The organism is Streptomyces sp. NPDC049627, from assembly GCF_044465645.1.
In the GTDB taxonomy this organism is placed as follows: domain Bacteria; phylum Actinomycetota; class Actinomycetes; order Streptomycetales; family Streptomycetaceae; genus Streptomyces.
The window spans coordinates 834,910-846,587 of record NZ_JBITLW010000002.1 but is presented as its reverse complement, the minus strand read 5'-3'; the positions used below and the strand labels follow the sequence as shown (position 1 = coordinate 846,587).

Genomic DNA, 11,678 nt, shown 5'->3' with positions numbered 1-11,678 from the left:
GACCGCCAAGCGAGTTTCGGCATCGGGTCGTTCAGACCGGCCCGCTCGCCGGGCCGGGGAGCATCGCTACCTGACAGTCACCGTCGAGCCTGCGGCAACTTCTGGTGTCCCGCCGACGCCCCAAGCGGGCCGGTGAGCTGGGCGAAGAGCGGTGCGGCCGGAACCAACGCCGCGTCGAACGTTTCCGTCCAGCCACCGCACGGCACCTGCGCGGCCGTCCGGAACGAACGGGGATGAGAGTCCAGGCGCAGTTGATTGATTGCGGCCTGCTCGACCTTGTACGGGTCGCGTCTCGCCGAGGACACCGTTGGTGAATTCGGCGATGTCCTCGGCGGGACGCCATCGGACGTGATCACGCATTGCGCCGCACGTACGAGGCTGGCACCCGCCCGCAACGGCGAAGAACTGAGCCCTGCTGAGTGACGTGATCGCGTAGGCGATCAGGTTCATCGAACTCCTCCTTGGTCTCGCAGCGCTCGCGATCCGGGGGCGTGTGAAGCGGTGAGCAACTCTGCTGGGCGCCCTTGTCCCACAAGGAGGTGGACCCCATGCTTCCGTCCATGGATCAAGGCATAGCGGCAGTTCTGGGCGCGTCAGTCGGCGTTATCGGCGCCATCGGGGGGTCGGTCCTCACCTACATCGGAGTACGGCACCAAGCACGTACTGCTGCGGCGCTGGAGTACCAGAAATCTGTATGGGCCGAGCGAGTAGATCTATACGCAGAATTCATCGAAAAGGTAGAGGATGCGCACCATCAACTGATCGACATTCGCTCACATGTGGCGTCGTTTCTTGCTAAGCTACGGGATCTCAACTTCCAGGTGAATCCGGAGATTGAAGAGGAGGCCCAGGAGATCCTGTCTGCGGTAAGGGAAGCGCAGATACCGCTGCGCGATGTATTCAAGCTCGCTTCCAGGGTCAGAATCTTGGGCCCGCAGTCACTCAATGACACCGCAGGTGCTGTAGCAGAGGTACTTAATTCACGATTCCGCACTTTGGCACGTGAATTGAGTGCGATTACTAGTGGCGATGAAGCAACAGCAATTCAGCTTCACGAGCAAGAATCGTCGCACACCTCACGATTCGTGCGTGCTTTCGGCGGCTTCTCGGCCCGAGCAGCCCATGTCATCGAGGGGAACGATCCGCCGTACGTCCCATGGAACGACGATGACACAGGGCACCAAACCCCGGGCGAGGGTCGGCGCGACACATGAACCACCCTGGCGTGCCCCCACTCGAGCCGAGAGAGCGTCCCTGTCCTCGTAGCCGGTTCTACTCAGTCTCGCGGCGCTCGCGATCCGGGTGTGTGGACGCGGGGGGAGCGAGGGTGTTCCGTCTCGGCCGATGACTCCACACCCGATGGCGCCGGGCGTGCGGGAACGGCACCCGCCATGACCCTCGCCACGAGAGGATGAGCCCGTGATTGACGACCTAGTGGTGTTCCTCCGTGCCCGGCTGGACGAGGACGAAGAGATCGCCAGGAAGGCCACAGCCCGCCAGCCGGGCGGGGAGACGTGGATGTATGACGGAACCGGGGTCCGCGCCGGGAGCGACCTCAAGGTCGCATGGCCCCAAGTGCCGGTCATCGCTGAGCACATTGCCCGCCACGATCCGGCCCGCGTCCTGGCCGAGATCGATGCCAAGAGACAGGTCATCGCCCCGTACGCCGTAGCGCTGGAAGAGCGCGAGTCGGTAAGGGCGCGTATGCGGAAGGTTCTCGACAGCGATCAGGATGAGTTCATGCGACTGCACCGGCAGGAGAGCGAGCTGATCGAAACCGCTCGCGTCCTTGCCCCGGCCGTGCAGGCGCTCGCCTTGCCATACGCCGACCACACCGATTACCGGGAGGATTGGCGGCCGTAGCTGGTACGAAACTCTGGACCCCCCTGAAGGCGTGAAACAGCCCGGCTGCTCCCGGCGTCCAACAGTCCGCCCGCGGAGCGTGACTCCCGTGGGCAGCCCCGCCGAGTCCGCCTCAGCATCCTCGTCGAAATCGAGGACGACGAAGGCCACCACGGCCGCGAGCACAGCACTTGGCGGGACACGATCCTTGTACGCGGCTTCCCCCGTGTCGAAGTTTCCCTTCAACGGTCCAGCCCAGGCTCTCGAACCGCGTCAGGCGGTTCTCAGGTGTTCTGACCGGTGATGCCGATCTTCGTGCCGCTCAGGTCGGCGTGCGCGAGGCCATATAGCCATGCGGGCGCACTCGGGTCCAGTCCGTACCTAGCGCAGCGCGCCAGCACTCCCCTCGTGTACGGACGTTGTTTAGCTTCGGCGAGGAGACCTCGCCGCTTCGTTCGCACAGGGCGAGCCAACGCGTCCGGATGTTCGTGAACGGCTCCATCGGCTCGAACCCCGCACGCCTCATGTCCCGCACGGCCTCCTGCGGGTCGCCGGGCCCGTAGCGCTTGCAGAACGCCGTTTCTGCCCGTCACGTTGTCGTAGCGCGGCGCCACCAGGTGCCCCATCCATCTGGACGCACTGCGACAGCCACGGCCGGCCCGTTCCGGGATAGTTCACCAGCGCCCGGAACCCACGACGCAGCATCTCCGCCACCGCCTGCCCCGGGTCCAACGGGGCCTTCTTCGCGCACCACGTACAGGCCCCCTGGCCACTCTTCACGTTTTTCCGGTTCGGGTAGACGACTCGCTTGCCCTGTTGCAACGGCCGTGGACGCGCTCCGCGCCCATGCCGACCAGTACCCGGAATCCCGCAAGCCACCGCAGTCGCCACCTGACCTCTGGGACAATCAACCCCAACCGGGCGCACCCCTCGGCCGTTCGCCTGCACACCTTGAAGGAACGCAGGCCGGGCGGGACGCCAATTGGAGGTGCCGTATGCAAAAGATCATCCGGATCGTTCGAACGATAGACGACCCCCGCCTTGAAGTCGGCCTCCCCTCCAAGACGTTCCGTGAGAACCGCAAGTGGCTCAAGTCAGCCATCCCGGGCAAGCAGATCCAGCCATATTGGGACGCGGACGCGCGTTGTTGGCGAGTGGCCAAAGCCAATTTCACTGACCTTGTCCACGCCATGGCCGACAAGTACGGCAAGGTCAGAGTCGAGATCGAGTACAACCCGAGGGCGGTCTGCACCGAGTCCTGCAAGAACGCCGACGGGAACGACTGCGCGTGCTCCTGCCTCGGCCGATCCCACGGCGGTGGTACATGGTTGGACGGCTGGATAGACCTCGGAGAGATCGCTGTCCAACACGAGGGGCGCACGCGCATCGCGTATGACGTCCGACGCGACCTGCGGGCTAGCAAGCTAGCCAGACCGGCGATGACGACGCCCAGCGGGCTGGGCCGGGAACAGTGGTACTGCCCCAACGATGACCAGTGGTCTGACGCCAGCGACTGGACGACGGAGGTCGAGGACGAGCCGGGGCACTGGGAGTCCTGGCACAACTGCCCGAATGGCCATGGCTTCCCCGGCCTTGCTCCCTACTCCCGCCCGAACGCCATGACGAAGGCCCGAGCCGGGGACGGTACTCCGATCAAGAACCGCCCTCTGTCTCATAGGGCGTCAGCGCAGGCGGAGTAAGGCTCGTTGACTGGTGGGCCATCAGTCAGTCTTAGCGATCACTAACGTCGCTGAGCATCGTCCAGCGCATGCGACGCGATGGCCCCGGGCTTCTGAACGCGGGCGGCGCCGTAGCTGCACTCGGTGAAGGACTGGCGCGGTACCGTGTCGCGCCATGACGTTGAGGACCAGCAGGGAACTTATGGCCTGGCAGCCGCCCACCGGCTGGCGCGGACTGAGCCGCGAGCAACGTCACGCCTACCTCGAGCGCCACGGCATACAGATCCCGCTGAAGCCGGCCGACTGGGAGCAGATGGACCACGACCAGCGCATGGCCTACTTCGCCTGGCACGACCGCATCCTGAGCGACACCCCCGAAGCACGGGCGGCCCAGGAGCGAGAGCACCGGCAACGCCTGCGGGCCTGGAACGTGCTGATGGGCTGGTGGATTCTCTGCCTGATGGTCGGGCTGGGCATCGTCTGGGGAACCGACGCCCTCGGTGACGCCGGCATCGGGATGCGCATCGGCATCACGCTGTTCACGGGCGTGGGGTACACCGTGGCGATCTTCATACCGATGCAGCTCGCCCGGCCCGTTCCACCCCGCACCTGATCGGGCGCGGGCGCTCCGCCGAAATCCGGTGGCAAAGGGAACCACCGCCGTGTCAGGGTCCGACTACCGAAGGGGTGTAGCTCAGCCCGGCCAGAGCAGCGGACTCCAAACCCGCACGCCGCAGGTTCAAATCCTGCCGCCCCTGCACAGCACAGCGGCCAGGCGCCCTGAGCGCCTGGCCGCTAGCTCATGACGGCGTCGGTAGATACACCCGAACAGGCGTTAGCACTAAGCAGTTGATCTCGCTCTGCTGACGGCTCTCGACCGTCTGGTGCCGCGAGAGCGACAATCATGGCAGGTGGCATCGGCCAGGTCCCGATGGCTGAACTCTCGCGCTTCGCAGGCAGCTACAGGCACTCGACGCCCGTCGTGCGCAGTACTCTCCGGGCATGTCCGCGGCAGCCACCCTCTACGCGATCTCGGCGGTGCTGGAAGTGGGCGGCATCGTCAAGACGGTCTGGGACATCCGCAATGCACGCCAGAATTTGCGCGATTTCATCCGGCGCCCTCGCCACGTGTACGCCTCGGACGCGGCAGTCGCTGCCGAGGCGTACAACGTCGGCGTCGTCACGAGCGAGCCGAAGGCACTCGAACAACGTGTCGAAGACTTAGAGGAGTGGAAGCGCACCCTCCCAGAGGCACTTGACCGTCGTGACCGGGAGGTTGTGACCCGCCTGGAGACTCGCCTGCAAGGTGACCTTGATGCCAGCCGACGGACCGTGCAGGCGCAACTCATGGAGGTCAGCGAGTACCTGGAGGGCGGATTGCAGTCGGCGACGGTCAGCTACTGGGGTCCTGCTGCCTTGTTTGTCGGAGTGGTCGTCGGCTTCTGCGGAAATCTCGCCGCGCTCGGCTGAGTGTGTCCAGGCAACAGCTGGCTGCGCCCGGACTCCTGTCTCTGACAGAGGGTCGGTAGAGCACGCCCGGCCTCTTCGTACGGTGTGGCGGCAGCAGGATCACTCGGCACCTCCGGCCCGGGCCTGGGCACCAGGCACCTGGGCCGCACCGTCGGTCGTGCCGTCCCCCGTCGGGCGCACCAGGTCGGTCACCACCTCATCACTGCTCTCGTCCAGGACCTGCCGGGTGAGCCGTTCCAGCGGCTCCGGGTCGCTGTCACACTCCAGACCTCAGGCCGAAAACACTCACCGTCCAAAGTGGAGCGCAGCCGACACCAGGCGGGTGGGACGTAACTTGCTGATCGGCACATTCTGGCCAGCGCAGGGTGATGGAGTGACCACCGTATCCACGGCTGCTCACCCATCAGATCACGCCACCTCACCCCCTTCCGCGTTGCGGCTGCAACCTGCGATGCGAGAGGATGTTCGACGAGCTGTGAGGCGAACGTGACGCGTGATCACGTTGCAACAATCGAGCAGCTGCAGTGCACAACAGGCTTACGGGGGTGGGTGAATGAAGTTCGACATGGGGTCGACGACCCTGTCGGATCTCGGGAAGAGCACCGTCGGTTCCAGTGAGGACCTAGGCACGCTGATCAAGTGGCTGATCCAGGCGGCGGAGCCATTGGAGGGGAAGTTCAACGGGGCGGGCAAGGCCGCGTTCGACACCTTCAAGATCCATGCTGACGAGATCACGGATGCGCTGAACAGCTCGCTCAACGCGATCCTGGGCGGTCAGTCCGGCATGGACACCGCGTTCGGCACCGGTGACGTGGAGTTGGAAGACAACGCCAACCAGAACATGGGCGCCGCCAACTTCGACGCGGCTCGATTCGGCGCGCGGTAACTACGGAATCGCGCACGTAGTCGTCTGCGAAGTCATCTTCACCGTCACCGTTTCAAGGGGAATCCGACCATGGGGCAGAACCAGGACCGCCGTTCGTACGACACCGGTGCCTCCAGCGAAGTGCAGATCAGCCTGCAGGGCATCATCGGCCAGTTGGAGCGCGTACTGACCGACCGTGAGCGTGCGGTGAAGGCCGCGATGGCCGACTTCACCGCGGACGGCGTCGCCGACGAGTACCACGGCAAGGAGATGCGCTGGCACCGCGCCGCCGGCGAGGTCCGCGAGATCATCCGGCTCGTGCGCACGACGATGGAGCAGAACGACGGGACCGCGCAGTCGACCCTGGCCAAGGCGAAGGCGGCCGTCGACAACATCGGCTGACACCTTGCGCGCAGCGGTGCGGGAACAGGGAGAGGGAAGCGGGGGCTGACGCATGCCGAGGTGGGACGTATCTCCGTCCGGGGTCGGAAGTGTGGTCTCGAATGTCGGAGAGGTCGTGAAGGTCCTGGACGACATCCTCCAGGCGTACGGGAAGGACTTGGAGGGCGCGGCCACGGCGGCCGGGACGCTCGCTCCGGGTGGGGCGAGCGGGGAGCACAAGGGGCAGACTGGGCTGGTGGCCGCCGCCATTGCGGAGTTCATCGAGGGCACGGCGAAAGAGCTGCAGTTCATCGGCGTGCGCGTAGGGAAGTCGGTCAACGGCGCGGTGGAGGCCACCGTGGCGTACCGGGACGGCGACCTGGAGATGGCGGCCGAGGTGCAGCGGCGGGCGTCCGGGCTGGTCATGCCTGACATGCCGGCCGGCTGGAAGGCAGGCCGTCTGTGATCGAGCCGGAGTCCATTCCGCTGTTCACCGGCAATCTCGGCCAGTTGGAGCTGCACACCGACGCCCTGCGGGTCGAGGCGGACGGCATCCGCCAGGCCGGCGCGGAGGCCCATCGGCAGTTCCAGGGGCTGTCGGCCTTCTACGAGGCGCCGGAGGCGGAGACGCTGTTCGCGTCCACGGCGCCCGCGCGTGATGGCGCGGACGCCTTCGCGGACAAGGTCGCCACGGTGGCCGACGCCCTGTCGACGTACGCGGCCGAAGTCGCGCCGATCATCAAGCGGTTGGAGCGCCTGCAGAGCAAGGCGACCGCGTTCGTGGCGGGCCTCAAGACGCCCAGCGGGGAGTTCGACGAGAACTGGACCGATGACGCGGACAAGGTGGAGCAGCACCAGGCGCTGATGCACGACGTGAACGTCGCGCAGGCGGCGTTCACGGCAGCGGAGATCGCCTGCAACAACAAGATCACGGCACTGGTGGGCGGTACCCAGTACGTGATGAACACCGGCGACAAGCAGTTCATGCCGCTCGGCGCGGAGCTCTACGGCTACAGCGCCGAGGTACTCGATCAGGCCAAGGAGCTCCCCTGGGGCACACCGGTGGCGCAGTCGCACGACTGGTGGGACCCGGACGACCTCGGCTACTACGCCAAGAGTTTCTTCTGGGACGGGCTGATCGTCGACAACATCTGGGGCGCCGTCGACGGCCTCGCGACCCTGGTCGGCGGCCACGGCTCGGACAAAGCGGGGCAGGCATGGGAAGGCGTGGTGCGGGCGATCGTCGGGGCTGAGACCTATCTCATGGAGTCTGGCGGCCAGAAGCCGACCGGTGTCTTCGCGACCGACTTCGCCCAGGACAGCAAGGAGTACGCCAAGGAGTTCGGCAAGTCCTTCGTCGCCTGGGACAAGTGGAAGGAAAACCCGGCCCGCGCCGCGGCCACCGTCGTCTTCAACGCCCTCACTCTGGGCGCCGGCCCTCTCAAGATCGCCGCAGCGGGCAAGGCGGGCACCGCCGCCAAGGTGGCCACCACGGTCGCGAAGGTCGGCGAGGTGATCGACCCGGTCGGCGCGGCGGTCAAGGTGACGGGGCACGCCGTGCCAAAAATCGCCGAGGTCGCGGCGAGCCTGCGGGGCGTGGACGACATCCCCGACCTGTCCGCCCCGCACAGCGTCCTGGAACTCTCCGACGGTTCCAAACTCGTGATCGAGGACGGCAAGTTCATCGCCTACGACAAACACGGCGACCTCGTCGGCGAGGCACCGAAGCAGGAACACTCGGTTCCCGAGAGGACGGTATCGGCGCGGGAGCGGGAACTCGCCGCGGCCGGCGCGATGTCGCGGGGCTCGGGGGAAGCGTCCGGCGGGGCCGGGGGCACCCATGCGGTCGGTTCTGAGGCGTCCGGTTCGGGCGGTGCCGGGGCGGTCGGCGACAGCCATGTCGGTACAGGCTCCGGGGGCAGCGGCCTGGACGGTGTGACCGGCCCGGACAGTGGACCCCCTGGCCAGCACTCGGGGGCTCCGCGCCCCAGCTTCATGCGGGACGGGGTCAATCCTTACGGACCTCGCGGAACGCTCACGCGGGAGCAGATCGAGGAGATCCAGGTGTACCGGGCCAACCACGAGCCCGGGTACCGCAAGCAGTACTACCGGAAGAACGGCACGCGCCTGGACCTTGAGCTCCACGACGAGAGCGGGTACACGCCGCCCCAGCTCACGCGGCTGTCGGACAACGGTCCGTGGATTCGTGCCAAGGATGTTCCGGAACCGCCCAAGCCGTACTTCCGTGACGCCGAGTACATACGCGTGGGCGCGGACACCGTGACGAGTGCGGACAGACTCGGGGTTCTGCAAGACGCCGCGTGGGAACGCCATGCCGCCGTTCAGTACGACAACCTCGTCTCTGACTGGAAGGCGCAGACGGGCGCCGCCCACGAACAGCACGGCACCGTCGACACGGCCGCGCAGTGGGGAGAGGCCAAGGGGGCGTACAAGGAATCGCATACCGCGATGGGGGACGCTACTGAGGCGTTCGGCGAAAAGGCAGCGGAGTATCACTACATAGCCGAGAATTATCCGGACTTCGAGAAGCAGACGCTGCTTGGGCCGGAGAACGGCAACAACCAGTTCGACCAGGTGTGGAAGCACGAGGACGGTCGAATAGTCGTCATCGAGGCCAAGAGCAGTCCCGATACCGAGCTGGGCCGACGCACCCTTCCTGGCGGTAAGCAGGTATCCCAAGGTAGTAGGGAATACTTCCTCGACATCCTCCAGGCGATGAGGAAGCGCGGCGAGCACGACCTCGTCTCGGATCTCAGAAAGGCCCTGCGAGACGGCAAGCTGGAATACGTCGTCGTCAAGGGGGAGAGAAACGCGGGAACGTACACTGGTTACCGGTATCGACGGTTCGACATCAGCAGGGGGACCCTTCCGTGACCGTACAGATCTCCCGGCACCTCGCACCGCGCCCTGATGCTGCGGAGTTCGCGGCGCGGGTGGGGGCGGACTTGGCCGAAGAGATCGACGATCTCGAAGGCTCACCGAGCATGATCGACTTCACGTTCAACACCGCGCTGATGAATCTGCGTGCCCGCTGTGTCATCGACCCGCGAGCAGCGAAGGCGGAGACGTGGGACGCCACTGTGAACGCGATGCAGTTGGGCTCGGCGCTGTTTGCCGTGGGCGGTGCGAGCGAGGGGTTCGTCGAGTGCCGTATCAACTACAAGGTGCGCAGTCTCCCGGCCGTCGGTCCACTTCCGGCGGCCGATGCGGGCAACTGGCTCACCGCCTTCTGGTTGGCGGTCATCTGCCGCGAGCCGCAGCGCATGACGGAGCTCTGTGAGATCCCGCTGGAGCGGCTGCGATCGCCGGAGGGGCAGTACGACGAGTACATCTACCACTGGGTGGACACGCTGCAGACGTACTGGCTGCGGCGGCCCGGGCTGGTGGAGAAGCTCACCACCACGCTGGAGACGTCCCACCCCGACGTGGCCCGCATCACCCCTCGCGATCTGCTCGACGGCGTGCTCTATCCGCCGATCCACCTCTTCTCCCGCTTGATCGCGAACGACTGGGACGGCTTCTCCTCGGGCTTGATCGAGGCATTGAAGCTGCATAAGGCGTACTGGACCCTGAACGAGGAACGGGCGGCGGACATCGACGGCAGCATCGCCCTGGGCCCGCTGGCGATGGCGTGCTGGGCCTTTGACGGGCAGGTCGCCCTCGGGGTGGAGTCGGAGTACCTCCCCAAGCACCTCGTCGAGCACAGTTGGTTGGGCGAGTTCCCGACGTGACGGCCCAGGACTACGACAGCCAGCTCCTGGAGTCGGTGTCGGTACGCCGTCGCCGCCTCCGCGACGCACTGCTGTTCGGCGCAGAGCGGCAGCGGCGTTCCACCGACGAGAGGTTGGGGAAGCTGTTCGCCGGCGTCGTGATCGCGGCCGTGGTGTGCGCGGGGTGCGTGGGCTGGTCCTTCGTGTCGCATCGAGTCATCGGGAAGAGCCCGTACGGGACGTCAGTACCGTCCCAGCCCTCCACCCCACCACCGCCTTCGTCGCCCTCAATGACCTCATCTACCCGGTGATAGGTTCGAACGCGTGATATCCACGGGGACATTGAGCCGTTCAGCGGCCGGCCAGCGTACGGCGCTCAGCCGGGTCACCCTGGTCGGCGAGCGGCGCCGGGTCGACCTCGTGCTGCCCTCGCTGGAGCCGATCGGGGTTCTCCTGCCGGAGATCATGCGGGTGCTGGACGACCGCGTGGGCGCGCGGCCCGAGCCGCGGCATCTGGTCACCACTGACGGCTCCGCACTGGAGCCCGACTCTTCGTTGGCGTCGGCCGGTGTGCCGGACGGGGCCGTGTTGCGGCTGGTCCGCGTGCAAGACGCGCCGTCGGCTCCTGTCGTGCACGACGTGAGCGACGAGGTCGCCGACGATCTCGACGTACGGGCATGGCGGTGGCGTCCAGCGGTGCGCAGGGTCGTCGCCGGGGCCGCGACCGTGTTCTGGGCGGTGGCCGCAGGCGTGCTGGCCCGTGAAGAGTTCGATCTGGCGGCGGTCGGCGCCGGGTTGCTCGCCGTCGCGGGTGTGGCTGCGCTCGCCGGAGTGCTGTGCGGGCGTGTGCGGCGACAGGGCCTCGCCACGACTTTGATCGTCACTGCTGGCGCCCTGGGCGTTCTCGGCATCTGGACCTGTGGTGACGCCTATGGCTGGTCTGGTCCGCAACGGCTCGCGGGTCTCGCTGTGTCCGTGGCGACTGCGCTGTTGCTCGCCGGATGGTTCACGCCGTTGGGACGCGGGGCGCTGTTCGGGGCCGGGGCGGTCGGTGGGTGTCTCGTGCTGTGGGAAGTGGCCATCGGGCTTCAGGACGGGGCGGGGTCGGCGGCCGGGCAGGCCCGGGCCGGCGCGTTGCTGGCGGCTTTCTCCATCGTCGTCCTGGGCGTGCTGCCGCGGCTGGCGCTGATGGCGTCGGGTCTGACCGGGCTGGATGACCGGCGTACCGGTGGGGCGTCGGTGAGCCGGTACCAGGTGGCCACCGCGCTGGCGGCCACCCATCGCGGGCTGGTGATCGCGACCGTCGTGCTGGCCACCTCAGCGGCCGTGGCCGGCGTCATGGTGTTGCGCTCGGTGTCGGTGTGGACGGTGCTGCTCGGTGTCATGGTCATGGTGGCGCTCGGGCTGCGGGCGCGGGCGTTTCCGCTCACCGCCGAGGTCGTAATGCTGCTGGTGGCCGCGAGCGTCGTCGCGGTGCGGCTCGTCGTGGTGTGGCTGGAGCGCACCGGGACAGCCGGGCCGGTTGGCGTAATGGCCCTGCTCGCGGTCGTTCCTCTCGTGGTGCTGAGCGTGGAGCCTGCCGAGCATGTGCGGGTGCGGCTGCGGCGCATCGGTGACGCCCTGGAGTCGGTCGCCGTGATCGCCATGCTTCCGCTGGTCATCGGCGTGTTCGGGGTGTACGGGCGGCTGCTCGGCACCTTCGCGTGAGGA

At 66.8% G+C, this 11,678-nt stretch carries 12 protein-coding genes and 1 tRNA gene; all 13 read left to right on the top strand.

Features of this window, described 5'->3' with window-relative positions:
- Nucleotides 1-548: 548 nt before the first annotated feature.
- On the top strand, nt 549-1,214 hold the full coding sequence (locus ACIBU0_RS08790) for a hypothetical protein (RefSeq protein WP_398813720.1): 666 nt from the start codon (nt 549-551) through the stop codon (nt 1,212-1,214).
- A gap of 205 nt (nt 1,215-1,419) precedes the next feature.
- The gene (locus ACIBU0_RS08785; protein ID WP_398813717.1) at nt 1,420-1,863 is read left to right on the top strand and encodes a DUF6221 family protein; all 444 of its coding nucleotides are present in this window, start codon (nt 1,420-1,422) and stop codon (nt 1,861-1,863) included.
- A gap of 974 nt (nt 1,864-2,837) precedes the next feature.
- Nucleotides 2,838-3,542, top strand: a complete 705-nt coding sequence (locus ACIBU0_RS08780; protein ID WP_398813715.1) for a hypothetical protein — start codon at nt 2,838-2,840, stop codon at nt 3,540-3,542.
- Between the two features lie 154 nt (nt 3,543-3,696).
- On the top strand, nt 3,697-4,134 hold the full coding sequence (locus ACIBU0_RS08775; protein ID WP_398813712.1) for a hypothetical protein: 438 nt from the start codon (nt 3,697-3,699) through the stop codon (nt 4,132-4,134).
- Nucleotides 4,135-4,204: 70 nt separating this feature from the next.
- Nucleotides 4,205-4,279: transfer RNA gene (locus ACIBU0_RS08770), tRNA-Trp, on the top strand.
- A gap of 244 nt (nt 4,280-4,523) precedes the next feature.
- Complete coding sequence (locus ACIBU0_RS08765; protein WP_398813709.1) at nt 4,524-4,991, top strand: hypothetical protein; 468 nt, start codon at nt 4,524-4,526, stop codon at nt 4,989-4,991.
- A gap of 553 nt (nt 4,992-5,544) precedes the next feature.
- A complete protein-coding gene (locus tag ACIBU0_RS08760; protein ID WP_398813706.1) occupies nt 5,545-5,877 on the top strand; it encodes a hypothetical protein in 333 nt (110 codons plus the stop codon).
- A gap of 69 nt (nt 5,878-5,946) precedes the next feature.
- Nucleotides 5,947-6,258, top strand: a complete 312-nt coding sequence (locus tag ACIBU0_RS08755) for a pore-forming ESAT-6 family protein (RefSeq protein ID WP_398813705.1) — start codon at nt 5,947-5,949, stop codon at nt 6,256-6,258.
- Between the two features lie 52 nt (nt 6,259-6,310).
- Nucleotides 6,311-6,703 carry a DUF6507 family protein gene (locus ACIBU0_RS08750; protein WP_398813702.1) on the top strand — a complete coding sequence of 131 codons (393 nt, stop codon included), beginning with the start codon at nt 6,311-6,313 and terminating at the stop codon, nt 6,701-6,703.
- Nucleotides 6,700-9,132, top strand: coding sequence for a hypothetical protein (locus tag ACIBU0_RS08745; protein WP_398813699.1), 2,433 nt, complete (start codon nt 6,700-6,702; stop codon nt 9,130-9,132). Before ACIBU0_RS08750 ends, ACIBU0_RS08745 begins: the two co-directional genes overlap by 4 nt.
- Nucleotides 9,129-9,989, top strand: a complete 861-nt coding sequence (locus tag ACIBU0_RS08740; protein ID WP_398813696.1) for an immunity 49 family protein — start codon at nt 9,129-9,131, stop codon at nt 9,987-9,989. The genes ACIBU0_RS08745 and ACIBU0_RS08740 overlap by 4 nt, the downstream gene beginning before the upstream one ends.
- Entirely contained in the window at nt 9,986-10,279 is a 294-nt protein-coding gene (locus ACIBU0_RS08735) for a hypothetical protein (RefSeq protein ID WP_398813693.1), read from the top strand. Before ACIBU0_RS08740 ends, ACIBU0_RS08735 begins: the two co-directional genes overlap by 4 nt.
- A 31-nt stretch (nt 10,280-10,310) precedes the next feature.
- A complete protein-coding gene (gene eccD, locus ACIBU0_RS08730) occupies nt 10,311-11,675 on the top strand; it encodes a type VII secretion integral membrane protein EccD (protein WP_398813691.1) in 1,365 nt (454 codons plus the stop codon).
- The last annotated feature ends 3 nt before the right edge of the window (nt 11,676-11,678 follow it).